We start from the raw sequence: 22,806 nt of genomic DNA on the forward strand, positions 1-22,806 counted from the left end.
GATTCCCGGGCCCCGGCCCGGTGGCCTTCACCGAGCCGGGGCACAGAGTGATCAGTCGGTCGTCAGCAGGCGTCGTACGACATAACCGGCGGAGTCCACACCGGAGGTGCCGCCCTCGACGAGGGCCGCGACCGCGATGTGCGCGTTGTAGGCGGTCAGCCAGCCGTTGGTGTGGTCGCCCTCCTCGGCGGTGCCCGTCTTGGCGCCGACACCGGCGAGGCCGCTGAGCCGCGGTGCGGCGGTGCCACCGGTGGCGGTCGCGCGCATCATCGACTGGAGATAGCCCGCGGTGCGGGGCGTGATGGGCCGCGGCGCGCTCGTCTGCGGCTGCCCCGGCAGGATGATGGGCTGCCGGAAGCCGCCGCCCCGCACGGTGGCCGCCACGGACGCCATGAACAGCGGTGTGGCGGTGACCTTGCCCTGCCCGATGAACTGGGCCGCCTGGTCGCTGCCCTGGGCGTCCACCGGAATGCTCGGGTCGGAGGTGGCGACCCCGCCGCCGATGGACCAGCTGCCCATGCCGAAGACGTTCACGGCCTCGTCGTGCAGGGCGGAGGCGTCACCGTCGTGCACGAGGTAGTGGAAGCCGTCCTTGATGAAGGAGGTGTTGCACGAGACGGCGAAGGCCTGCGCGATATTCGACCCCGGATTCGCCTTCACGCCGGGGTCGTTGTGGAACGACTGGCTGTTGGCCGTCAGGGAGTCGGTGCACGGCGCCGGACTCGCCGGGGTCAGGCCGGCCTTGTCGAACAGGGCCGCCGACGTGATGATCTTCATGGTGGAGCCGGGGGACTTGATGCCGTTGATGGCGATGTCCCCGTCCGCGCCCGTGTGCGCGACCGCCAGGATGTGTCCGTTGCTCCAGTCGACGGCCACCGAACCGGCGGGCCTGCCCCCGAGATGCGGGTCCTTCACCGCCTGCTCGGCCGCCGACTGGAGCCGCGCGTCGATCGTCGTCCTGATGACCGGCGCGGTGCCCTTCTTGAACGTCTTCAGCGTCTTCACACCGGCCCCGTCGGAGTCCACGACGGCCACGCCGGTGCCGGCACGGCCGCCGGTGGCCTCGCCGTGCTGCCGGATCGTCGCCGCGATGTCCCGCAGCGAGTCGAACCCCGTCAGATCCGTCTTGCCGTCACTGGCCACCACCTTCGCGTCGCTCGAACCCGCGGGCAGCGTGCCCGCGGTCAGCGACTGGTCGTCCCCGAGACCCGGGTACAGCACCGAGTTGTTCCAGTGCACCGCCGTCGCGCCGTTGTCGCTCTTGCGCACGGCCACCGCACTCGGATAGCTCCAACTGCCGCCCGCCACCTGCGCGGTGACGGTGAAGGTGACCTTCGTCGCCCCCGGGGTCACATTCGACGGACCGGCCGGGAGAACGTTGTCGAACGTCACCTTCACCAGGTGCAGCCCGTCCTTGTACTGCCGCAGGGCCACGGCGGCCGCGTCCGGCTCGTCGGTCTCGGCGGCCGCACCGCCGACGTTCTGCCCGGACCAGTGGTCCAGGAAGGCCCGGGCCGACTTCACCGCCTCGGTTCCGGAGGGCGGCGTGGTCGAGGCCGCCGACGGGTCGAATCCCGTGTCCTGCGCCCGGTCCCCGGCCGTACCGCCGGTCAGCCCGTGCAGGAGGTTGTAGGTGCCTATTCCCCCCAGAACGAGCAGCGCGGTGGACGTACCGGCAATGCCGATCTTCACAGCTCTGTTCATGCGCCGGATCGTATGTACGTTCCATGAAGTGACGAGACGACTACGGCGAGATCGTTACCGGAATGTCAATACGGACCGCTCAAAAATCAGGCATGGAGGGACTCGCCGGCCCCGGCGGTGCCACTGTCCCCGGCCATCGGACGATTAAACCGGCCGATACTGGTGTAAAAGTGAGACTGATGGAACCAGCGCGCAAGAGCGACACCGCAGCCACGTCCGTGGGGTCGGCGGACCTCTTCGACGCGTCCACGGACGCGGCCGCGGTGATCTCGCGGGACGGTGCGGTGGTGGGCTGGACCCGCGGTGCCGAGGCACTGCTCGGCTACTCCGCGCCGGAGATGGTCGGCGCCTCCGCCGGGCGCCTGCTCGCCGAGCCCGAGGCCCCCGCCCGGGTCGGCGGCATCGCGGACCGCTGCCGCGCCGGAAACGGCTGGAGCGGCATGATCCGGGTGCGGCACCGCGACGGCCGTCCGCTCGATGTCCTGCTGCGGGTCTCGGCCGCCTTCCGTATGGACGGCCGGGAGTGCTTCCTGCTGTCGGCGCGCGAGGAGCGCGGGCGGTGGACCATGGCCCAGTCCGTCCTCGACGGATTCCTGGCCCGCTCCCCGGTCGGCATGGCCGTCCTGGACCGCGATCTGCGCTACGTATGGGTGAACGGCACCCTGGAACAGCTCGGCGGGGTACCCCAGGAGGAGCGGCTCGGCCGGCGCCTGAGCGAACTGCTGCCGGGGTTGCAGGGCGAGGCCCTGGAAAAGCTGATGCGCAAGGTGCTGGCCACCGGCGTGCCCGTCACCGACTACGAGTACGACGGCTGGAGCTGGGCCGACCCGCACCGCAGACACGCCTACTCGGCGTCGTTCTTCCCCCTGGTGGACACCGACGACACCGTCACCGGCATCTGCTACATGGTCCTGGACGTCACCGAACGCTGGGCCGCCCGCCGGATCCTGTCCATGGTCAACGAGGCCGGCACCAGCATCGGCACCACCCTGGACGTGCTGCGCACGGCCGAGGAACTGGCCGACTTCGCCGTCCCGCGCTTCGCCGACTTCGTGGTCGTGGACCTGCTCGAACCGGTGCTCGGCAGCGAGACCCATGAGGCGCTGCTCGACGACGCCGGATCAGCGCCCGCCCAGCCCGCGCTGCGCCGCGCCGCCGTGCGCTCGGTGCGCGAGGGCTGCCCCGAGGCCGTCTACCGGGTCGGCGACCGGGTCGGCTTCCTCGGCCCGCCGTACGACGCCAGGACGCTCATCAAGGGCGACCCGCTGTTCATCCCCGTCCTCGACGCGGACCAGGACTCCTGGGCCGCCGCCGAGCCGCGGCGCCCCGACCGCATCCGCCGATTCGGCATCCACTCCCTGATCTCCGTCCCCATGCGGGCCCGCAACACCGCGCTCGGCCTCGCCACCTTCGCCCGTACGACCAACCCGGCGCCCTTCGGCTCCGACGACGTGCTGCTGGCCCGGGAACTGGTGGCCAGGGCGGCGGTCTGCCTGGACAACGCCCGCCGCTACACCAGGGAGCACACGGCCGCCCTCGCCCTCCAGCGCAGCCTGCTGCCCCCGGCCCTGACCGGCGGCACCGCGCTGGACGTGGCCTCCTCCTACCTCCCGGCCGACTCGGCGGGCGGCGTCGGCGGCGACTGGTTCGATGTGATCCCGCTGTCCGGGGCGCGGGTCGGGCTCGTCGTCGGCGATGTGGTGGGACACGGCATCAGCGCCGCCGCGAGCATGGGACGGCTGCGCACCGCCGTACAGACCCTCGCCGACATGGAGCTGCCCCCGGACGAGCTCCTCGCCCACCTGGACGACCTCGTGCTGCGGCTGGGCGGCGAGGAGTCCTTCTCCGGCGCCGACGCCCGGGGCACGGCCGCCTTCACCGGCGCGACCTGCCTCTACGCCGTGTACGACCCCGTCACCCGGCGGTGCACCATGGCCCGCGCCGGCCACCCGCCGCCCGTCGTCGTGCCCCCGGACGGGCCCGCCTACTTCCCGGAGATCCCCGCGGGCCCCCCGCTGGGCCTGGGCGGCATGGCGTTCGAGGCCACCGAGATCGAGCTGGCCGAGCACAGCCTGTTCGGCCTGTTCACCAACGGCCTCATCCAGGCTTGCGACGACGTCGAGCGCGGTATGGCCCGGCTCGCCGAGGCCCTCGCCCGTCCCGAGCCGGACCTCGAAAAGCTGTGCGGCACCGCCGTACGCGACCTGATCCCCGGGCCGCAGCCCGACGACATCGCGCTGCTGCTGACCCGCACCCATGCCCTTGGCGCCGACCACGCCGTCTCCTGGGACGTCCCGGACGACCCCGCAGCCGTCGGCGAGATCCGCGCCCTGGCCGCCCGCCAGGTCACCGAATGGGGCCTCGGGGAGCTGGCCATGACGACGGAACTCCTGGTCAGCGAGCTGGTCACCAACGCGATCCGCTACGCCGCCCCGCCGATCCGGGTACGGCTGCTCCGCGACTCCCGGCTGACCTGCGAGGTCGCCGACGCCAGCAGCACCGCGCCTCGCCTCAGGCACGCCCGCAGCACCGACGAGGGCGGCCGCGGACTGTTCCTCGTCGCCCAGATGTCGCTGCGCTGGGGAGCCCGCTACACCGGCGAGGGAAAGATCATCTGGGCCGAGCAGAAGATCCCCGCCGAGCAGCGGGCCTCCGCCGAGTACCGGATCCCCGACGAGCGGGAGACTCCCTAGGAGACGGATGGCGGCTCGGCTAGGACGTGTGCGGCTTGTCCACGGCGCGGATCCCGTCGTCGGCGAGCAGACACGCCGCGAGGGCCGCCGTGTCGTCCTGGAGGTTGTCGCCGCTGTACTCCAGCAGATCGTGGTGCAGCCGCTCCAGCAGCTCGTGCGGGGGCAGCGGGCCGAAGGAGCGCAGGCGCTGCGCCAGGGGGTAGAAGGTGCCGGACGCGTCCCGGGTCTCGGTGACGCCGTCCGTGTACAGCAGCAGCTGCTCACCGGGCTCGAAGGGGTAGCTGTCGACATGGTGCGGGTCCGGCAGCAGCACACCGAGGTTCAGCGGGGGGCCCGAGCACCCGTTGTCCAGCTCCCGCACCTCGTCGGCGCGGATCAGCAGCGGCGGCGGATGACCGCAGTTGACGACCCGGATGACCCTCCCGTCGGCCGGGATCTCGGCGAAGATCGCGGTCACGAACCGCTCGCCGATCTCGCTGCCGCCCAGGTGCTCGGCCCGGCGCGTCATGCTGCGCTCCATGCGCAGGGCCAGGGCGGCGAGATCGGGCTCGTCGTGCGCGGCCTCGCGGAACGCGCCGAGCAGCGCCGCGGCCGTCTCCACCGCGAGCAGTCCCTTGCCGCGCACATCGCCGATGAGCAGCCGTACCCCGAACGCGGTGGGCACGGCCTCGTAGAGGTCGCCGCCGATGCGTGCCTCCGCGGCCGCGGACAGATAGAGGCTCTCCAGGCGCAGATTGCCGATCCGCTGCGGAAGCGGCCGCAGCAGCACGCGCTGCGCGATATCGGCCACGAACCGTACGTCGGCCAGGGTGCGTTCACGGCGGATGCGGTGCGCGGCGAGGATCGTGCCGAGCGCGCCGACCAGGGCCGTGCACACGTAGTCGGCGACGTAGTGGCGGTCCCACAGATAGCCGACCGGGCGGCCCGCGCAGCACGGCGTGCCGGCCAGGACCGCCTCCATACCGACCGCGAAGACCGTGGCGCCCGCGACGGCGTACGGTCCGTGCGCGAACGCGGTCACCAGCGGCAGGGCGACCAGCAGAAAGCTCACGGGCCAGTCGACGGGCGTGATCGGTTCGAGGATCAGTACGCCCGCGACGTAGAACACCGGGAGCCAGCGCATCCAGCCCGGAGGCGCCGGCGCTCCGGTGCGCGTGGCGGCACCGACCTCCGGCTGGCGGCGTGGACTTCGCACACGGGACTCCTGTCACACGGGCTGGACAAGGATCCAGCCTGGTGCGCGGGTCCGCGCCGCACCGGTCATTGCTCCACTCAGCGGCATGTTCCGGTCCCCGGGGGCCGGCGGACCGGTCCGGGGGACCGGGACGCCCGGCCGGGGGACCGGTTCACCAGTAGTGCCGGCGGCCGGCGACCGCGTGTCCCATCGATCCGAGGATCCACAGCACCGCGCCGACCACGAGAAGGATGATCCCGATGGTCCACAGAATGGATATCCCGGTGAGGAATCCGACGATGAGCAAGATGATGCCGAGGGCGATCATGGCCCGCCTCCTGTCGACGAACGTTCCTGGTAGTCGGGTGCCCCGAAGTACGCCGAGTCATCATCCGGGACGCGAAAATCTGACCGGGTACGTCCGGCGGAGCCGCTGCGGACACTTCCGGCGTGACCGCCCCCGCTCGCGCCGCGGCTCAGCCCTCGGGCGCGCCCCGGCGCAGTCCGTCCATCACCAGGTCCAGGAGCCGGGTGGCGCGCGGCCGCCAGTCCTCGCGGGGGTCGAGCTGCCACAGGCCGGCGATGGCCAGCAGGAAGTCGTCCGCGGTGACGCCGGGCCGGATGGTGCCGGCCTCCTCGTTGGCCCGCAGCAGGAGCGCGGCCGCGTCGGTCACCGGGGTGTGCGCGGGCTTGGCCGGGCCGCCCGGCGCGCCGGTGACCTGCCGGATCGCGCCGGCCAGACCGGCCTTGGTCATGGCGAACTCGGAGAGCCGGTCCATCCAGGCGCGCAGGGCCTGCGCGGGTGGCCGGGTGTCCAGCAACTGGGCCGCGCTGTCCGCGACATGCCCCATCTCATGGCGGTAGATCTCCAGGACCAGCGCCTCGCGGTTGGGGAAGTTGCGGTAGAACGTCCCCTGCCCGACGCCCGCCTTGCGGGCGATGGCGCTCAGCGGGACGTCCGGGCAGCGCGACAGCTCGGCGAGGGCCACCTCCAGGATGCGTTCGCGGTTGCGCTGCGCGTCCGAGCGCCGTGGTGAGTCCTTCATGTGTGGCACTCGTCCTCCCCGAGGGTCGTGGCCGAACCTCGCCCTTGCTAAGCGGACAGGTGTCCGTTACGTTTCTGAAGTAACGGACAGTTGTCCGGTTGACTCCACGATAGCCGCGGAACCGCCACTGCGGCAGCCATCAGGTTGCCGCACCCCCCTCACGGCGGTCCGCACCGGCCCCGGCACGGCGGTCCGTACCGCCTCCACATCATCGCTCCGCACACCGACGGCTCGATACAAAACGGCTCGGCATACACGGTTCGGCATACAACGGCTCTGCACACCCTGTGTTTCTGGAAACGCGAAAGAAGCTGCCATGGCCTCCCCGACGTCCAGTGTCATCACCCTGCACATCAACGGCGAGAAGTTCACACTGCCCGTCGACCACCGCACCACCCTGCTCGACGCACTGCGTGAACGACTCACCCTGACCGGCACCAAGAAAGGCTGTGATCAAGGGCAATGCGGGGCCTGCACCGTCCTGTTGGACGGGCGCAGGGCGGTCGCCTGTCTGCAACTGGCGGTGGCGGCCGAGGGGCGGGAGATCACCACGATCGAAGGCGTCGCCGAGGGGGACCGGCTGCACCCCGTGCAGCAGGCGTTCCTCGAACTCGACGGCTACCAGTGCGGTTACTGCACCCCGGGGCAGATCTGTTCGGCGATCGGGGTGCTCAGGGAACACGCGGAGGGCCTGCCGAGCGCCGTCACCGACGACATCCGGCCGGAGGCAGGACCGCCCCCGCTGACGCCTGCGGAGATCCGGGAGCGCATGAGCGGCAACCTGTGCCGGTGCGGTGCCTACGTCGCCATCGTCGAGGCGGTGGCCAGGGCGGCGGCGGACGGCGAACGCACGGCTGCCGTGACCGAGTCCGAGGAGGCCGTGGCATGAGGGAGTTCGACTACCGGCGGGCCGGCGATGTCGCGGGCGCTATCGCCCTGCTCGGCGCCGACCCGGACACCCGCTACCTCGGTGGCGGCACCAACCTCGTGGACCTGATGAAGACCGGTGTCGAACGCCCCACCCGGCTGATCGACATCCGTGAACTCCCGCTGGACCGGGTCGAGTCGACGCGGGACGGCGGTCTGCGCATCGGCGCCACCGTCACCAACGCCGACCTCGCCGCCCACCCCGAGGTCCGCCGCCGCTACCCGGCGCTTGCCCAGGCCGTGCTGGCCGGTGCCTCCGGACAGCTGCGCAACATGGCCACCGTCGGCGGGAATCTGCTCCAGCGCACCCGCTGCGGCTACTTCGCCGATGTCACCCAGCCCTGCAACAAGCGGATCCCGGGCAGTGGTTGCCCCGCCGTCGAGGGTGAGCACCACAATCACGCGATCCTCGGCGCCTCCGAGCACTGCGTGGCCGTACACCCCTCGGACATGGCCGTCCCGCTCACCGCCTTCGACGCCGTCGTCCACTACGAAACCGCCGACGGGCCGGGCGAGTTGCCGCTCACCGAGTTCTATCTGCCGGTCGGCGGGACCCCGCATCTGGAGACCGCACTGCCGGCCGGCGCGCTGATCACCGGTGTCGTCCTGCCGCCCGCGCCGGTCGCCGCCCGCTCCCGCTACCGCAAGGTCCGCGAGCGCGCCTCGTACGCGTTCGCCATCGGCTCCCTCGCGGCCGCGCTCGACATCAGGGACGGCGTCGTGCGCGAGGCGCGCCTCGCCCTCGGCGCGGTCGCCTCCCGGCCCTGGCGGGCCCGGGCCGCCGAAGAGGTGCTGACCGGGGCGCCTGCCGTACCCGAGACCTACGCCGCCGCGGCCGAGGTCGAACTGGCCGCCGCCCGGCCGCTGCCGCACAACGGATACAAGGTGACCCTGATGCGCAACCTCGTCGTGGCCGTACTCACCGAACTCGCCGAGGAGGCCGCCCGATGACCACCGTCACCGCCACCGGGACGGCCACCCGCGCGCCGTCCGTCGGCACCGCCCGCACCCGCGTGGAGGGCGTGGCGAAGGTCACCGGCGCCGCCCGGTACGCGGGCGAGATCCCGTTCACCGACCTCGCCCACGGCTGGCTGGTCCTCTCCACGGTCGCCCGCGGCCGGATCAGCGCCCTCGACACCGACGCGGTGCTCGCCATGCCCGGTGTCCTCGCGGTCCTCGACCACCGCAACGCACTGCGCCTGGACACCGACTTCCCCAGCCTGCTGGGCATGCGGCCCGACCCGACCTGTGCCGTCTTCCAGCACGACCGGGTGCCGCACCTGGGCTGGCCGGTGGCGCTCGTCGTGGCCGAGACCTCCGAACAGGCCCGGGAGGCAGCCGAGTCGCTCGTGGTGCACTACGAACCGGAGCCGCACAGCACCGACTTCACCGCGGAGACCCCCGACGCCTACGCGCTGGACGGCGTCATGCCCGCGCTGACGGAGAAGGGTGACATCGAGGCCGAACTCGCCGCCTGCGCCGTGGTGTTGGATGCCGAGTACACCACTCCCGAAGAGCACCACAACCCGATGGAGCCGCACGCGGCCACCGCCGTGTGGGACGAGGGCCGCCTCGAAGTGGTCGACTCCAACCAGGGCGCCACCTGGGTCGGCGGCGACCTCGCCGGCCTCTTCTCGCTCGACCCGGCCGCCGTACGGGTGCGCTCCGAACACGTCGGCGGCGGCTTCGGCAGCAAGGGCGTGCGCGCCCATCAGGTGGCCGCCGCGATGGCCGCGCGCGTGGTGGGGCGCCCGGTGCGCGTGGTCATGACCCGCCGTCAGATGTTCACCCTGGCCGGCCACCGCAGCCCCACCGTCCAGCGGATCAGGCTCGGCGCGGACGCGGAGGGACGGCTGCGCGCCCTGGAGCACCGCGCCCTCAGCCACACCTCCACGGTCTACGAGTTCGTGGAGCCCAGCGCCGGGGTGGCGCGGGTGATGTACGACGCGGATGCCCACCGCACCGAGAACCGCGTGGTACGGCTCGATGTGCCGAGCCCGACCTTCATGCGCGCCCCGGGCGAGGCACCGGGCTCGTTCGCGCTGGAGTCCGCGCTGGACGAACTCGCCGTCGCCTGCGGGCTCGACCCGATCGAACTGCGGCTGCGCAACGACGCCGAGCGGGGGCCGGTCTCGGGCCTGCCGTTCGCCGGCCGACGGCTGGCCGACTGCTTCCGGGAGGGCGCCCGCAGGTTCGGCTGGGCCGACCGCGACCCGCGCCCCGGCACGCGCCGCGACGGCCGCTGGCTGCTGGGCACCGGCACCGCGGCGGCCTCCTTCCAGGCGGGCGCGGCGCCCTCCACGGCGACCGCCACCGCCCACCCGGACGGCGCCTTCACCGTCCGGATCGCCGCCGCCGACATCGGCACCGGCGCCCGTACGGCCCTCACCCTGGTCGCCGCGGACGCGCTCGGCGTCGCACCCGAGCGGGTCCGGGTCCGTATCGGCGACAGCGCCTTCGGGCCGGCGATGATCGCCGGCGGCTCCATGGGCACCCGCTCCTGGTCCTGGGCCGTCACGATCGCGGCCGAGGAACTGCGCGAGCGGCTCGCCCTCGGCGCCGACATCCCGGCCGAGGGCATCACCGTCCGCTCCGACACCACCGCGGCCATCGGCGCGCTCGCCGCCGCCGAACGGCACTCCTTCGGCGCCCAGTTCGCCGAGGTGGCGGTGGACGCCGGCACCGGTGAGGTGCGGGTGCGCCGGATGCTCGGGATCTTCGCGGCGGGCCGCATCATCAACCCGCTCACCGCGCGCAACCAGTTCCTCGGCGGCATGACCTGGGGCATCTCCATGGCCCTGCACGAGGAGGCGCTGCGCGACCGCGCCTCGGGCGGCCTCGTCGGCGCCGACCTCGCCGGGTATCACGTCGCGACCCACGCCGACGTCCCGCGCATCGAGGCCGACTGGATCGAGGACCCGGACCCGGACGACCCGGTCGGCATCAAGGGCATCGGCGAGATCGGCATCGTGGGTGCCGCGGCCGCCGTCGCCAACGCCGTCTGGCACGCGACCGGCGCCCGCCACCGCGATCTGCCGATCAGTCCGGACCGCGTCCTGACGGCGGGGGCGCCGGATGCTTGATCTGGCGGCCGAGCTGACCCGATGGCTGGCCGAGGGGCGGGAGTTCGCGGTCGCCACGGTGGTGGCGGTCGGCGGCAGCGCCCCGCGCGATCCCGGCGCCGCCCTCGCCGTCGACCGCGCGGGCACCGTCATCGGCTCGGTCTCCGGCGGCTGCGTCGAGGGCGCGGTCTACGACCTGTGCCAGGAGGCGCTGGAGAGCGGCCGGAGCGTCGTCGAGCGGTTCGGGTACAGCGACGAGGACGCCTTCGCCGTGGGCCTGACCTGCGGCGGGGTGATCGACGTCCTGGTCACACCGGTGGGCGCCCAGGCGCCCGCCCGGCCGGTGCTCGCCGCGGCCCTCGCGCTGGCCGCCGGGGGCGAGCCCGCGGCCCTCGCCCGGGTCGCCCGCGGCCCGGCCGACCTGCTCGGCCGAACCCTGCTTGTACGGCCCGAGGGCGCCCATGAGGGCACGCTCGGCGGCCACCCGGACCTCGACCGGACCGCGGTGGCCGAGGCGAGCGCCCTGCTGGAGGCGGGTCGTACCGCCACGGTGGAGATCTCCGCGGACGGCTCGCACTGTCCCGGCGGCCTCACCCTGCTGGTCGAGTCCGATGTGCCGCCCCCGCGCATGATCATCTTCGGCGCGGTGGACTTCGCCTCGGCGCTGGCGCGGGCCGGCAAGTTCCTCGGCCACCATGTGACCGTCTGCGACGCCCGCCCCGTCTTCGCCACCCCGGCCCGCTTCCCCGACGCCGACGAGGTGGTGGTCGACTGGCCGCACCGCTATCTGCGGCGCACCGCGACCGACGCGCGAACCGTGCTGTGCGTGCTCACCCACGACGCGAAGTTCGACGTACCGCTGCTCAAGGTGGCCCTCGGCATGCCGCTGGCGTTCATCGGTGCGATGGGCTCCCGGCGCACCCACGAGGACCGGGCGCGCCGGCTGCGCGCGGAGGGCGTGAGCGAACGCCGGCTGGCCCGGCTGCGCTCGCCGATCGGCCTCGACCTGGGCGCCCGTACGCCCGAGGAGACCGCCCTGTCCATCGCCGCGGAGATCGTCGCCGCCCGGCGGGGCGGCACCGGGGTGCCGCTGACCGGCGGCCGGGCGCCGATCCACCGGGACCGGCCGCCCGCCGTGGCGGCGGGCGTATGAGCCGGGGACGGTGGGTAGAGTAGGACCAGGATATTCATCGTCCGATGAATTACTGCTCCGGCGAAGGGCAGGACCGCGATGGACACGGTGGACCGGGTGGACGCGGGTGACCCCGGGGAGCGGACCGTGTGCTGTGTGGTGGGCGGCGGCCCGGCGGGCATGGTGCTCGCCCTGCTGCTCGCCCGCTCCGGCGTCGAGGTGACGGTGCTGGAGAAACACGCCGACTTTTTGCGCGACTTCCGCGGCGACACCGTCCACCCCTCCACCCTGGCGCTGCTGGACGAACTGGGCCTGGCCGAGCGGTTCGCCCGGCTGCCGCAGCGCCGGGTGCGCACCGTACGGCTGCCGGTCGACCCCGGCCGCCCGCAGGTCACCGTCGCCGACCTGTCGGTGCTGCGTGGCCCCTACAACTACGTGGCGATGGTGCCCCAGTGGGACCTCCTCGACCTGCTCGCCGACGAGGCCCGCCGCGAACCCTCCTTCCGTCTGCGGATGAACACGGAGGCCACCGGCTTCCTGACCGAGGCGGGGCGGGTGGCCGGGGTGCGCTACCGCACCGCCGACGGCCGCACCGGCGAACTGCGCGCCCTGCTCACCGTCGCCTGCGACGGCCGGGGCTCGCTCGCCCGCGCCCGGCGGGAGCTGGGCCCGCGCTCCTTCGACTGCCCGATGGACGCCTGGTGGTTCCGGCTGCCGCGCCGCACGGGCGATCCGAGCGGGCTGGTCGGCGGCGCGGGCGACCGCTTCCTCACCGCGATGATCGACCGCGGCGAGTACTGGCAGTGCGCCGCGCTCATCCCCAAAGGCACCGACGGCAGCCGCCGCGCCGCCGGACTCGGCCGGTTCCGGGCCCAGTTCACCGCCGCCGTGCCCTGGCTCGCCGACCGCACCGACGCCCTGCGCTCCTGGGACGAGGTCAAGCTCCTCGACGTACGCCTTGACCGGCTGCGCCGCTGGCACCGCCCCGGACTGCTGTGCATCGGCGACGCGGCCCACGCCATGTCCCCGGTCTTCGGCATCGGCATCAACCTCGCGGTCCAGGACGCCGTGGCCGCCGCCCGCCATCTCGCCGGACCGCTGCGCCGGGGCGCCGTGAGCGAGCGCGAGCTGCGCGGGGTGCAGCGCCGGCGCCGGCCCACGACGGTCGCCACCCAGACACTCCAGCGGCTGGCCCACGCCCGTCTCATCCGCCCCGTGCTGGAGGGCCGGCCACCGCTCGGCAACGCGGACCGGGCCCGGCGGATCGCCCATCTGCTCGCCGGATCACGTCGGTTGCGCAGGCTGCCCGCCTACTTCATCGCGTACGGCGCCCTGCGCGAGCGGCCCCCCGCGGCGGCGGTTCGCAAGGCCGCCCGAGCCGGTGGAGGGGGTCAAGGCGAGGCGTCGTAACGGCGGGGGAAAGTTACTGACAGGGTGTCGTCCGGACAGGAAATTCCCAGCCAATGGACAGGTAACCGCGGGTAAGCGGGGTAATCCATAACGATCTTGGCGCAGACCTTGTGCAAGGGACGAGCGCCCCTAGCCTCCCCCCATGGCTTTTCTTTCAAGTCGCCGCAGGAGAACGCGTCTGGCTCCCGAGCTGGACGACCAGGAGCTGGGCAGACTTCTCAAGTCCCTACGGGCGACGACCCGGACGGGGACGATCGCGACGACCGACCTGTGCGCGGCGCAGATCACCCGCCTGCTCGACCAGGACCCGGGTGACTGGGACCGCCGTACGCACCGCCTCGACGTCCTGGCGGACTTCCTGACGGCGTCACACCTGCCGCGCTCCTGGGCCGCGCGCGAGCCGCGCAGCGCCGACGCGCTGGTGCTGCACGCCTGGACGATGGTCGCCGACGCCCGTGCCCAGGGCCGCCCGGAGGACGCCTCCGAGGCCACCGACCTCTGTCTGCGGGCCGCCGAGATCGCCCCCGACGACCCGACCCCCTGGGTCACCCTGCTGGCGGTGGCCCGCCTCCAACGCTGGGCGCAGCCCCAGGCGTTCGGCGTGTGGAACGAGGTGCTCGCCCGCGACCGCTGGAACCGCGAGGCCTACCTCGGCATGCTCGGCTACCTCAGCCCCGAGGAGGGCGGCTCGCGCATCCAGGTCCTGGAGTTCGTGGACACCCTGTGCGCCCGCATGCCGGCGAACGCCCCCTGCGCGGGAATCGAACTCACCGCCCAGGTCCTCCAGTACCACTCCGTCCTCGGCCGCGGCGGATTCGAGGCCCTGGTGGCCCGCAACCACTGGTCACACGCCATGGCCGCCCAGGCCCTCGACCGGGTGGCCCACACCTGGCCCCAGCCGGGTTTCCTCCGCCACGCCAAGGCGCTCGCCGACCTCAACCTGCTCGCCTACGCCCTGATGGCCGCCGACCGCCGCCGTGACGCCGCGCCCGTCTTCGAGGCCCTGGGCGGCATCGTCACCTCCTGGCCCTGGCACCTCGGCGGCGAGGCCCTCGCCGAGTACGACCAGGCGCAGCGCAGGGCCACCGTCGGCCTGTGACGACGAGGCGCGGGGGCCTGTGGCGACGGGGCGCGGGGTCTGCCGGTGAGCGTCTGCCGGTGCCGGAATATCCGGGGTCGGAGTCCCGTTACATGCGCTGATTGGCATGCCCGGAACAGAGCCCGAGAAGGGCGAGAGCGAGCGCCGGGCGGAAAGGCATCCCATGGCACGCAGTACCGCGCGTCCCGTCGTCAGGCTGAGGTCGACGGCCGGGACCGGCGTCACCTACGTGACGCGAAAGAACCGTCTCAACGACCCCGACCGCCTCGTGCTGCGCAAGTACGACCCGGTCGCCGGGGAGCACGTCGCGTTCCGCGAGGAGCGCTGAGCTTCGGGGGATGACCCCGGTGTCCCCGGTGTTTCCCGATGACCGACCGGCCCGGTTCCGCGCGTGGCGGCACCGGGCCGGCCGCCGTCACGGGCCACCGACCTGCTGTGATGTCCCCCACCCGCCCTTGTCCTGACGGGGAAGGGCTACCTAAGTTCGTATGTATGTCCGCTTATGACCCCACCCTGTCCGCCCAGCCGGTCGAGTTCTCCGTCGACCTCACCGCCCATGAGATGCTCCGGCGCGCCCATGTCATGGACGCCGTCGGCCCCACGTGGGACCCCGTCAAGGCGCTGCGGGACGAGGACGCGGCCCAGGATCTGCTCTACTCCGACCTCGACGAGGAGCAGCAGCGCATCTACGACCAGCTGGTCGCCGCCGGTGTCCTGCCCGAGCGCGGAGACGGCCGTGCTACCGCTTGATCCGCAGGCGGACATCGGCCGTCGCGCCTGGGTGACCTGCCCGAACTGCTCGGACCATCAGGGCTGCGCCACCTGCGAGGAACGCCGCAGATGCACCCGGCACTGGCGCTATCTGCTGTCGAACACCGGCAGCATGCTCCACCTCCAGTGCCCGACCTGCACCTATGTCTGGGACCACGAGACGGGCTTCGGCGCGAGCCGGGGCCGACGGAACCGGGCCTCGGACGACCGCTGACCGCTGACGTCCGTGCATCCCGCGCCGTCCGGGCCGGGGCGCCCGGCCTCAGGCCGCGCGGGTGAACAGGGGCAGATAGCCGAGGGACTGTCCGGAGGCGTTCGGGTGGTACGACTCGGTGAGGTCCAGCACCTCGACGCTGCGCAGCCACGGCCCCGCGGAACAGATCTCGTGCCCGTCGAACGCGCTCCGGGCGTCCGCGAACGCGAACCCGTGACCGGTGGCATGCTGGGCGATCACGCCGTCGAGGTGGTCGATGGCCGCGTTGAGCGCCGCCCGCTCCGTGTCCTCGAGCCCCCGCGCGCAGGTGCCGTGGAGCTGGTAGAAGTGCGGATAGCCGAGCACCACGACACGGGCGCCCGGCGCCTTGCCCCTGATCCCCGAGTAGAGCCGGTCCAGGTTCGCGGGCAGTGTCTTGTCGACGTAGGCGCGCGCGGTGTCGATGGCGTTGAGACACGCCTTGGTGCCGGGCAGCGCGCAGATTCCCATCACCTTGGCCCAGCTCGCGTCGCTGCCGCCGGCGGTGACGCTGACCAGGTTGGTACGGCCGCTCAGCGCCCCGAGCTGCTTGTTCAGCACGTCCCCGGTCTTGGCGCCGTTGCAGGCGGCGAAGGCGAAGGACGAGGCGTGCGTCGAGGCCCACAGCGCGGGGTACGCCCTGCTGCTGCGCAGACAGCTCGCGCCCTCGGGGAGGTAGTCGCCGGCGCCGACACCGGCCGAGTAGGAGTCCCCGAGAGCCACGTAGTCCAGGGCCGCGCGGTTCGGCGCCGCCGGTGCGCTGGCGGGACCGGCGAGGGTGCAGGCGCCCGCGAGGGACACGGCGGCGGCCCAGGACTGGATGCGGAACGGTCTCATGCCCCCGTTTATCGCGGACCCACGACACCCGCGCCTCGTCACGGTCCGCGACCTTGACAATCCGCTCCGTCAGTGCACCCGGGGCCGGGGCTCGGAGTGGACGGCATCGTGCGGGATGCCGGCCGGACCGCCGCTCGCCCGGCGTTCACCCGAAAGGACGTCACCCGCACGGCCGAACGGAAACGGAAAAGGCAAGGAGTACGTACTCCTTGCCACTCTCAACTTATAGCGGGTGGGGGGCCTTGCGGCAAGGCCCCTCCCATGCCGCACAATCTCCGCTCTGGACGGCGAACCGCAGGTGGGACGCCTGCTGTGGGTGAGGACTTTCATGATCGACGTGATCATCGCGGGCGGCGGACCGACCGGTCTGATGCTGGCCGCCGAGCTACGGCTGCACGGCGTGCGCACCGTCGTGCTGGAGAAGGACACGGAGCCCACCCGGATCGTCCGGGCACTCGGGCTGCACGCGCGCAGCATCGAGGTGCTGGACCAGCGCGGCCTGCTGGAACGCTTCCTCGCCCAGGGCAAGAAGTACCCGCTCGATGGCTTCTTCGCGGGCATCCGCAAGCCGTCGCCGACGGGCCTGGACACCGCGCACCCGTACGTCCTCGGCATTCCGCAGCCCGTCACCGACCGGCTGCTGGCCGAGCACGCCACGGAGCTGGGCGCCGAGATCCGCCGCGGCGCTGCGGTGGTCGGGCTGAGCCAGGACGAGGACGGGGTGACCGTCGAACTGGCCGACGGCGCCCGACTGCGCTCGCGCTACCTCGTGGGCTGCGACGGCGGCCGCAGTACGGTGCGCAAGCTGCTCGGCGTCGCCTTCCCCGGCGAGTCCTCCCGGGTCGACACGCTGCTCGGCGAGGCCCGGCTGACCGCCTCGCCCGAGGAGGTGGACGCCGTGGTGACCGAGGTCCGCAAGACCCAGCTGCGGTTCGGCCTCGGTCCCCTCGACGACGGGGTGTACCGCTTCGTCGTACCGGCCGACGGCGTGGCCGAGGACCGCACGGCCCCGCCGGCCCTGGACGAGGTACGACGGCAACTGCGGGTGATCGCCGGCACCGACTTCGGCATCCACGCGCCGCGCTGGCTCTCCCGCTTCGGCGACGGCACCCGGCAGGCCGAGCGCTACCGGGTCGGCCGCGTCCTGCTGGCCGGCGACGCGGCCCATGTCCACCCGCCGATGGGCGGACAGGGGCTCAACCTCGGCGTCCAGGACGCGTTCAACCTCGGCTGGAAACTGGCCGCCGAGGTCGATGGCTGGGCACCCCAGGGGCTGCTCGACACCTACGAGCGCGAACGCCACCCCGTCGCCGCCGACGTGCTCGACAACACCCGGGCCCAGATGGAACTGGTCTCCCTCGAACCGGGGGCCCGGGCGGTACGCCGACTGCTCTCGGAACTCATGGACTTCGAGGAGGTGAACCGGTGTCTGACCGAGAAGATCATCGCGACCGGCATCCGCTACGACCTCGGCACCGGCCACGAACTCCTCGGCCGCCGCCTCCCAGACATGCCCCTGAAGCAGGGACGCCTCTACGAACTGCTGCACCGGGGCCGCGGCCTGCTCCTCGACCGTACCGGCACCCTCTCCGTGACCGGCTGGGCCGACCGGATCGACCACGTCGTCGACGGCAGCGACCAACTGGACGCCCCCGCCGTACTCCTGCGGCCCGACGGCCATGTGGCCTGGGCGGGCGAGGACCCGTCCGACCTCGCCGAACGACTGCCGAGGTGGTTCGGCGCACCCGGGGCGCCCCGCTAGGGGCCACCGGCCCGGCCGGAACGTGTGCCGGGCACGGGAGCGGGCTCGGCCCCCGAATCCCGCCCCGCAAAGGAATCCCACGGGGCGAGCCGCCCGGACGCGCACGCCCGGACGCGCACGCCCGGACGCGCACGCCCGGGGGCCGTCCTTCGGTGTCAGACGGTGCTGTCCTCGGTGGCCCGGAAGTAGTGGCCCTCCTCCAGGTCGGCGAGGAGGCTCGGCCCGGTCGGGTCCCAGTCGAGCAGGGCGCGGGTGGCGGCGTTCGACGCGGGGGCGTCGAGGCCGACGAAGCCGCTCATCCAGCCGAAGTGCCCGGCCAGATCCTCGGCACCCACCGACACCGTCGGCAGCTTCAGCTGACGCCCGATCACCTCGGCGATCTCACGCAGCGGCACACCCTCCTCGGCGGCCCCGTGCAGCACCGTGCCGGCCGGGGCCTTCTCGACCGCGAGCCGGAACAGCCGGGCCGCGTCCAGCCGGTGGACGGCCGGCCAGCGGTTGGCGCCGTCACCGGGGTAGCCGGAGACGCCCTTCTCCCGCGCGGTGCCGATCAGGGAGGTCATGAAGCCGTTGTCCCCGTCGCCATGGCAGGTGGGCGAGAGCCGCACCACGGACGACCGCACCCCGCGCTCCGCGCACGCGAGGACGGCCTGCGCGGTGATGGCACGGATCAGGACCGGCGAGTCGCCCTCGATCACCGGCATGTCCTGCTCCGTCGCCACCCGCCCCGGCTTGAGCCCGGCCAATCCGGAGGCGAGCACGAACGGGCGGTCGCTGCCGACGAGCGTCTCGGTGAGCGCGTCGACGGCCCTGCGGTCGGCCTCCGCGGCGCTCTGGAAGCCGCCGGAGAAGGCCACGTCGTGCTTGAAAGCGAGGTGGATCACGCCGTCCGAGTCGGCGGCCGCGGCACGCAGGACGTCCAGGTCGTCCAGGCTGCCCCGGACGACCTCGGCGCCGGCCGCGGTCAGCGTCTCGGCGGAGGCGTCGGAGCGGGCCAGGCCGACGACCTGATGACCCGCCCCGATGAGCTCCGGAACGACGGCCGAACCGATCCAGCCGGACGCCCCGGTCACGAAAACACGCATGAGAGATCCCCAGACACTTTGATGTCAGTTACTGACATCGACGCTAGCACTGATGTCAGTCGCTGTCATCGCGTAGGATGCGGGCCATGGGCAGATGGGAGCCGAACACACGCGAGCGCCTCGCCAAGGCGGCGTTGGACCTGTACGGCGAACGCGGGTTCGAGCAGACCACCGTGGCGGAGATCGCCAAGAGCGCGGGACTCACCGAGCGCACGTTCTTCCGGCACTACGCCGACAAGCGCGAGGTGCTGTTCTCCGGCGCCATCGAACTGGAACAGCTGTTCACGCGGGCGGTCGCCGGTGCCCCACCGTCCGCCGCGCCGATCGACGCGATGGCGGCGGGCCTGGACGCGATCTGCGCGGTGTTCGAGGAGCGGCGCGACTTCGCCCGTAAACGCCAGGCCGTGATCTCGGCGACCGCGGAACTCCGTGAACGTGAACTGATCAAACTCGCCTCCCTGGCCGCCGCCCTCACCGACACCCTTCGTGGCCGCGGCGTCCCGCCCTCGGTCGCCAGCCTCACCGCCGAGACCGGCGTCGCCGTCTTCAAGGTGGCCTTCGAGCGCTGGATCGTCGCCGACGAGACCCGTCCGCTGGACCGGCTGGCGCGGGAATCGCTGGACGAGCTCAGGGCCGTGGCCCTGGGCGGGAACGCTCCGATGAGTGAGGTGTGACGGGTGGGGTAGACGCCTCCACCGGACGGTCGAGCCGTAAAGTCGGGCAATCCGCTACATGGTGCCCAGGGCTCGTCACCGGCCGTAGTGGAAGGAGACGAACATGATCAAGCTGGCACGGCACGCGGGTACGGTCGGAGCTTCGGCGGCACTGGTCGGTGGGGCCCTGCTCGCCACCGCCGGGACCGCGGCGGCGGCCCCGCAGAGCACCGCGCACCTCCCCGCCCGCACCACCGCGAGCCAGACCGGCAGCCCCAGCTGCTCCGCTCACCGTGGCGGGCACCGGCTCGACCCCTGGATCGAGGGGCAGCTGGCGCGGTTCGACCCCGCGGCCAAGCGCCGGCTGGCCGTGTTCGACCCCTGGGTGAAGGACCAGCTGGCCCAGTACGTGCCCGCCTTCTGCGGTCAGGGCTGACGCAAGCCCCCTGCCCGTCCGCCCCATCGGCGCCCTCAGCTCACGAACTCCCTGGCCGGATATATCGGTGACGGCCTCTCCGGCAGCCGTCCGTCGCGGCCGCGCAACCAGTGGTCGAATTACGCCGCACATACGCCGCGGTCGTGCGGATCGCCGTGGCCGGAGCGATCGTGCCGAGGGCGCCGGTCAGGACGGACGCCGGTAGCCCCAACTGCGGGAGCAGGGCCTCCGCGTCGGTGAACGAGGCCTGTTCCGAGCCGCGCAAGGCGAGTTGACGCGTCCAGCCCGGGATGCGGGCCCGGTACGCCCGCCGACCGGTCCGGTCTCGTCGGCGAGGGCGGCGCCGAGCGGTGCGTGGGTGGCGCGGCGAAGGCGGGGCCGGTGGGTGCGGCGGCACCGGCCCGCAGGGCCGCCGCGAGAGTGCAGAGTGCGGCGACCGCGCAGGCGAGAAGCGCCCCTGGCCCCGTGATTCCGCGGCGGATGCGCGGGTGTTCATCAGTCATGTCCCAAGGGTGACGGGCCGTCACTATTCGCACATCAGGGACGAACCCCGGTCTTTTCGCTCGGGGTATCCGTAGGGGATGGACGCCAGACTCCCTTGGCTCCCCGGGCTTCCGGGGTCCGGCGCCCCGGACTTCCTGTCACCCCGGGCCTCCGGCCTCCCCGGTGTCACCCCCGCACGGCCCCCGGCCCCGCCGGCGGAGCCCCGGTGGTGGCGGCGTCGTACAGCGCGCGGGTCGCGGAGCCGAAGTACGCGCTGTACGAGACCTGCGCGGTGTTGCCGCCCGTGTGGTAGCCGCCGATCACGCCGATGACCGCCCATCCGTCACGCCGGGGCACGAGCATGGGGCCGCCGCTCGTGCCGCCGACGAAGGCATCACAGGCGATACGCGGGAACGTCCCCGGGTCGGCCGGATCGTCGCTCGGCCACCTCGTGGTCCGGCTCCAGCACTCCAGCGGTTTCGCCGCGCCCGCCGGGTAGCCGATCATCCGTACCGGCGCGTGGTCGTACCCCGTCCCGGTGAGTAGCCGGACCCCGCCGACCGCGTCCTGCAAGGATGTGCCGTCCTGGTTGGGTTCCGTCACCGCGAAGCCGAAATCGTAGGCGGCGCCCGCGTGTTCGCCCAGGTCGTAGTACTGCTGCGGCACGTAGACGCCGTTGGCTCCGACCGGGAAGACCCCGTAGGGCTTGACCCCGTCGTGGTACTGGGGGACGAAGGCCAGCCGGCGTTGCGGGGCGGTGCCGGAGTAGCCCTTCAGGCAGTGGCCCGCGCTGAGAACCAGGTAGCGTCCGGGGCCCCGGACGACGGAGCCGCTACAGGTACGGCCGGTGCCCTGGGCGTCGGTCCAGAAGAAGGTGCCGGCCTGCGGGATGCCGTCGAAGCTCCGGCTGGGCGGAATGTACTCGCCCGGCCGGGGACCGTCCACCGCGGGGGAGAGGGCCGGGCCCGTCTCGGAGCCCTTCGCCGCGTCGGCGGGCAGGGCGGCCGTCATCCGGGCCGCCGTCCAGTAGGCGTCGAGCCGGGCGGCGACCGGATTCGGTCCGGTCGGCACACCCGCCGCCGCATCCACCGTATCCGTCGCATCCGTTGAAGTCGGTGAAGTCGGCGAAGCCGAGGCCGCTGCGGCCGGGCCGCCCGACAGCAGCACGGCGATCGCGCAGACGGCGAGGTGACGTAAGCCCGGGAGCCTATGCACCATCAGTTCCCTTCGGAGCAGGGGTACATGACGGCTCACCCTAGGCCCGGGGCCGACGCGGCGGAAGAACGCACCACGGTGCCGCGCGACCCGCCAAGTCGCGTAGGGCGCTTACGGCGACGGTCCCCCACCCCGCTCCGCCCCGCCCGGTCGACGAAGTGGGGCGGCGTCAGCGGCGAAACCATACGAGACGCAAATGCTATGAAGTGCGGTAAATGGGTACATTCTGTACAGGTGTATCTACGTGGCACGTACGTGTCACAGCCCGCCTCGGGGGCACTGACCAGCATGTTTGCGGGCTCGGCGAGCAAGGGCCTCCGGCCCTGCTGACCATTGGTCGAAGGGATGCCCGGATATGAACGAGGACACGAGGAGCCTGCACCCGGAGCAGCCGCCGCCCGGGGCGGTCCCGCCCACGGGCGCCGCGTCCGAGGCGGCTCCGCGCGCGACGGCCTGGGCCGATCCCGCCCCCCTGGGCCTGGCCGGCTTCGCCCTGACGACTCTGCTGCTGTCGATCGTCAACACCAATCTCCTGAAGGAGACCGCCGGAATCCTGCCCGTCCTGGGTCTCGCCCTGTTCTACGGCGGCCTCGCGCAGTTCGCCGCGGGACTCATGGAGTTCCGCCGGGGCAACACGTTCGGGGCGACCGCGTTCGTCTCCTTCGCCGCGTTCTGGCTGTCCTACTGGTGGATCGCGCCGCGCGTGGCGCTCGCCGGGGACGCGCACAACGCGCTGGGCCTGTTCCTGCTCGGCTGGGCGATCTTCACCGCCTATATGACCATCGGCGCCCTGCGGGTCAGCCTTCCGGTGCTCGCCGTGTTCGTGCTGCTGACCCTGACCTTCCTCTTCCTGGCCATCGGCTCGTTCCAGGGCGGCGCCGGGCACGTCATGACCGAGGTGGGCGGCTGGTTCGGCATCCTCACGGGACTCGCCGCCTGGTACGCGTCGGCGGCCGGTGTCATCAACGCGGCGCACGGGCGCACCGTGGTGCCGCTCGGCACCCTTCCGGGCCGGACCGAGCCGGGCGAACGGGTCCGCCACGAAGAGCGATCCGTCTGACGAGGAGCGATTCGTCTGACGGGGG

Annotated in this window: 21 protein-coding genes; 14 read left to right on the top strand and 7 right to left on the bottom strand. The window is 72.7% G+C overall.

Features of this window, described 5'->3' with window-relative positions; genetic code table 11:
* Positions 1-51: 51 nt before the first annotated feature.
* Positions 52-1,704 carry a penicillin-binding transpeptidase domain-containing protein gene (locus tag CCN72_RS10550; RefSeq protein ID WP_086807289.1) on the bottom strand — a complete coding sequence of 551 codons (1,653 nt, stop codon included), beginning with the start codon at positions 1,702-1,704 and terminating at the stop codon, positions 52-54.
* A 179-nt stretch (positions 1,705-1,883) separates the two neighbouring features.
* On the opposite strand from CCN72_RS10550, the gene CCN72_RS10555 reads away from it, so the two are divergent.
* The gene (locus CCN72_RS10555) at positions 1,884-4,397 is read left to right on the top strand and encodes a SpoIIE family protein phosphatase (RefSeq protein ID WP_086807290.1); all 2,514 of its coding nucleotides are present in this window, start codon (positions 1,884-1,886) and stop codon (positions 4,395-4,397) included.
* 19 nt (positions 4,398-4,416) lie between these two features.
* Here the strand turns inward: CCN72_RS10555 and CCN72_RS10560 are convergent, their stop codons facing one another.
* The 3 genes from CCN72_RS10560 to CCN72_RS10570 all read right to left on the bottom strand — a co-directional run bounded on the left by CCN72_RS10560 (position 4,417) and on the right by CCN72_RS10570 (position 6,617).
* On the bottom strand, positions 4,417-5,520 hold the full coding sequence (locus tag CCN72_RS10560) for a PP2C family protein-serine/threonine phosphatase (RefSeq protein ID WP_085563389.1): 1,104 nt from the start codon (positions 5,518-5,520) through the stop codon (positions 4,417-4,419).
* A 223-nt stretch (positions 5,521-5,743) separates the two neighbouring features.
* The gene (locus CCN72_RS39575) at positions 5,744-5,899 is read right to left on the bottom strand and encodes a DUF6131 family protein (RefSeq protein ID WP_086807291.1); all 156 of its coding nucleotides are present in this window, start codon (positions 5,897-5,899) and stop codon (positions 5,744-5,746) included.
* 148 nt (positions 5,900-6,047) lie between these two features.
* Positions 6,048-6,617 carry a TetR/AcrR family transcriptional regulator gene (locus CCN72_RS10570; RefSeq protein ID WP_172427405.1) on the bottom strand — a complete coding sequence of 190 codons (570 nt, stop codon included), beginning with the start codon at positions 6,615-6,617 and terminating at the stop codon, positions 6,048-6,050.
* Positions 6,618-6,933: 316 nt separating this feature from the next.
* On the opposite strand from CCN72_RS10570, the gene CCN72_RS10575 reads away from it, so the two are divergent.
* The 9 genes from CCN72_RS10575 (at position 6,934) to CCN72_RS10615 (ending at position 15,232) form a co-directional block, all read left to right on the top strand.
* On the top strand, positions 6,934-7,506 hold the full coding sequence (locus tag CCN72_RS10575; protein WP_086807292.1) for a (2Fe-2S)-binding protein: 573 nt from the start codon (positions 6,934-6,936) through the stop codon (positions 7,504-7,506).
* Positions 7,503-8,495 carry an FAD binding domain-containing protein gene (locus CCN72_RS10580; RefSeq protein ID WP_086807293.1) on the top strand — a complete coding sequence of 331 codons (993 nt, stop codon included), beginning with the start codon at positions 7,503-7,505 and terminating at the stop codon, positions 8,493-8,495. The genes CCN72_RS10575 and CCN72_RS10580 overlap by 4 nt, the downstream gene beginning before the upstream one ends.
* Positions 8,492-10,627, top strand: a complete 2,136-nt coding sequence (locus CCN72_RS10585; protein WP_086807294.1) for a xanthine dehydrogenase family protein molybdopterin-binding subunit — start codon at positions 8,492-8,494, stop codon at positions 10,625-10,627. The genes CCN72_RS10580 and CCN72_RS10585 overlap by 4 nt, the downstream gene beginning before the upstream one ends.
* Positions 10,620-11,759 carry an XdhC family protein gene (locus CCN72_RS10590; protein WP_086807295.1) on the top strand — a complete coding sequence of 380 codons (1,140 nt, stop codon included), beginning with the start codon at positions 10,620-10,622 and terminating at the stop codon, positions 11,757-11,759. The genes CCN72_RS10585 and CCN72_RS10590 overlap by 8 nt, the downstream gene beginning before the upstream one ends.
* A gap of 78 nt (positions 11,760-11,837) precedes the next feature.
* A complete protein-coding gene (locus CCN72_RS10595; RefSeq protein WP_086807296.1) occupies positions 11,838-13,148 on the top strand; it encodes an FAD-dependent oxidoreductase in 1,311 nt (436 codons plus the stop codon).
* Positions 13,149-13,290: 142 nt separating this feature from the next.
* Positions 13,291-14,247: a hypothetical protein gene (locus CCN72_RS10600; RefSeq protein ID WP_086807297.1), complete on the top strand. Its 957-nt coding sequence runs from the start codon at positions 13,291-13,293 to the stop codon at positions 14,245-14,247.
* 163 nt (positions 14,248-14,410) lie between these two features.
* Entirely contained in the window at positions 14,411-14,575 is a 165-nt protein-coding gene (rpmG, locus tag CCN72_RS10605; protein WP_037653905.1) for a 50S ribosomal protein L33, read from the top strand.
* Positions 14,576-14,739: 164 nt separating this feature from the next.
* Positions 14,740-14,997, top strand: a complete 258-nt coding sequence (locus CCN72_RS10610; protein WP_086807298.1) for a DUF6400 family protein — start codon at positions 14,740-14,742, stop codon at positions 14,995-14,997.
* Positions 14,984-15,232 (top strand): hypothetical protein, encoded by a 249-nt coding sequence (locus CCN72_RS10615; RefSeq protein ID WP_086807299.1) that lies wholly within the window; start codon positions 14,984-14,986, stop codon positions 15,230-15,232. Before CCN72_RS10610 ends, CCN72_RS10615 begins: the two co-directional genes overlap by 14 nt.
* Positions 15,233-15,280: 48 nt before the next feature.
* Here the strand turns inward: CCN72_RS10615 and CCN72_RS10620 are convergent, their stop codons facing one another.
* Positions 15,281-16,087, bottom strand: coding sequence for an SGNH/GDSL hydrolase family protein (locus tag CCN72_RS10620; RefSeq protein WP_086807300.1), 807 nt, complete (start codon positions 16,085-16,087; stop codon positions 15,281-15,283).
* 328 nt (positions 16,088-16,415) lie between these two features.
* On the opposite strand from CCN72_RS10620, the gene rox reads away from it, so the two are divergent.
* Positions 16,416-17,849, top strand: coding sequence for a rifampin monooxygenase (gene rox, locus CCN72_RS10625; protein WP_086807301.1), 1,434 nt, complete (start codon positions 16,416-16,418; stop codon positions 17,847-17,849).
* Positions 17,850-18,004: 155 nt separating this feature from the next.
* On the opposite strand, the gene CCN72_RS10630 is transcribed toward rox, so the two are convergent.
* Entirely contained in the window at positions 18,005-18,934 is a 930-nt protein-coding gene (locus tag CCN72_RS10630) for an SDR family oxidoreductase (protein WP_086807302.1), read from the bottom strand.
* Between the two features lie 86 nt (positions 18,935-19,020).
* Here CCN72_RS10630 and CCN72_RS10635 point away from each other — a divergent pair, with 86 nt between their 5' ends.
* Both CCN72_RS10635 and CCN72_RS38935 read left to right on the top strand, forming a co-directional pair.
* Positions 19,021-19,608, top strand: coding sequence for a TetR family transcriptional regulator (locus tag CCN72_RS10635; RefSeq protein WP_086807303.1), 588 nt, complete (start codon positions 19,021-19,023; stop codon positions 19,606-19,608).
* A 103-nt stretch (positions 19,609-19,711) separates the two neighbouring features.
* Positions 19,712-20,023 (top strand): hypothetical protein, encoded by a 312-nt coding sequence (locus CCN72_RS38935; RefSeq protein WP_051850055.1) that lies wholly within the window; start codon positions 19,712-19,714, stop codon positions 20,021-20,023.
* Positions 20,024-20,692: 669 nt separating this feature from the next.
* On the opposite strand, the gene CCN72_RS10645 is transcribed toward CCN72_RS38935, so the two are convergent.
* Positions 20,693-21,577: a trypsin-like serine peptidase gene (locus CCN72_RS10645; protein ID WP_143664076.1), complete on the bottom strand. Its 885-nt coding sequence runs from the start codon at positions 21,575-21,577 to the stop codon at positions 20,693-20,695.
* Positions 21,578-22,076: 499 nt separating this feature from the next.
* Here CCN72_RS10645 and CCN72_RS10650 point away from each other — a divergent pair, with 499 nt between their 5' ends.
* Positions 22,077-22,781 carry an acetate uptake transporter gene (locus tag CCN72_RS10650; RefSeq protein ID WP_086807305.1) on the top strand — a complete coding sequence of 235 codons (705 nt, stop codon included), beginning with the start codon at positions 22,077-22,079 and terminating at the stop codon, positions 22,779-22,781.
* The last annotated feature ends 25 nt before the right edge of the window (positions 22,782-22,806 follow it).

The organism is Streptomyces murinus (assembly GCF_002154555.1).
GTDB classification, from domain to species: domain Bacteria; phylum Actinomycetota; class Actinomycetes; order Streptomycetales; family Streptomycetaceae; genus Streptomyces; species Streptomyces murinus.

Bases quoted from the DNA above. Each gene is read 5' to 3' on its own strand.
- CCN72_RS10590 (WP_086807295.1), top strand. From the start codon at position 10,620: ATGCTTGATCTGGCGGCCGAGCTGACCCGATGGCTGGCCGAGGGGCGG.
- CCN72_RS38935 (WP_051850055.1), top strand. From the start codon at position 19,712: ATGATCAAGCTGGCACGGCACGCGGGTACGGTCGGAGCTTCGGCGGCA.
- CCN72_RS10595 (WP_086807296.1), top strand. From the start codon at position 11,838: ATGGACACGGTGGACCGGGTGGACGCGGGTGACCCCGGGGAGCGGACC.
- rpmG (WP_037653905.1), top strand. From the start codon at position 14,411: ATGGCACGCAGTACCGCGCGTCCCGTCGTCAGGCTGAGGTCGACGGCC.
- CCN72_RS10555 (WP_086807290.1), top strand. From the start codon at position 1,884: ATGGAACCAGCGCGCAAGAGCGACACCGCAGCCACGTCCGTGGGGTCG.
- CCN72_RS10610 (WP_086807298.1), top strand. From the start codon at position 14,740: ATGTCCGCTTATGACCCCACCCTGTCCGCCCAGCCGGTCGAGTTCTCC.
- CCN72_RS10550 (WP_086807289.1), bottom strand. From the start codon at position 1,704: ATGAACAGAGCTGTGAAGATCGGCATTGCCGGTACGTCCACCGCGCTG.
- CCN72_RS10575 (WP_086807292.1), top strand. From the start codon at position 6,934: ATGGCCTCCCCGACGTCCAGTGTCATCACCCTGCACATCAACGGCGAG.
- CCN72_RS39575 (WP_086807291.1), bottom strand. From the start codon at position 5,899: ATGATCGCCCTCGGCATCATCTTGCTCATCGTCGGATTCCTCACCGGG.
- CCN72_RS10570 (WP_172427405.1), bottom strand. From the start codon at position 6,617: ATGAAGGACTCACCACGGCGCTCGGACGCGCAGCGCAACCGCGAACGC.
- CCN72_RS10585 (WP_086807294.1), top strand. From the start codon at position 8,492: ATGACCACCGTCACCGCCACCGGGACGGCCACCCGCGCGCCGTCCGTC.
- CCN72_RS10650 (WP_086807305.1), top strand. From the start codon at position 22,077: ATGAACGAGGACACGAGGAGCCTGCACCCGGAGCAGCCGCCGCCCGGG.
- CCN72_RS10630 (WP_086807302.1), bottom strand. From the start codon at position 18,934: ATGCGTGTTTTCGTGACCGGGGCGTCCGGCTGGATCGGTTCGGCCGTC.
- CCN72_RS10560 (WP_085563389.1), bottom strand. From the start codon at position 5,520: ATGCGCTGGCTCCCGGTGTTCTACGTCGCGGGCGTACTGATCCTCGAA.
- CCN72_RS10580 (WP_086807293.1), top strand. From the start codon at position 7,503: ATGAGGGAGTTCGACTACCGGCGGGCCGGCGATGTCGCGGGCGCTATC.
- rox (WP_086807301.1), top strand. From the start codon at position 16,416: ATGATCGACGTGATCATCGCGGGCGGCGGACCGACCGGTCTGATGCTG.
- CCN72_RS10635 (WP_086807303.1), top strand. From the start codon at position 19,021: ATGGGCAGATGGGAGCCGAACACACGCGAGCGCCTCGCCAAGGCGGCG.
- CCN72_RS10600 (WP_086807297.1), top strand. From the start codon at position 13,291: ATGGCTTTTCTTTCAAGTCGCCGCAGGAGAACGCGTCTGGCTCCCGAG.
- CCN72_RS10620 (WP_086807300.1), bottom strand. From the start codon at position 16,087: ATGAGACCGTTCCGCATCCAGTCCTGGGCCGCCGCCGTGTCCCTCGCG.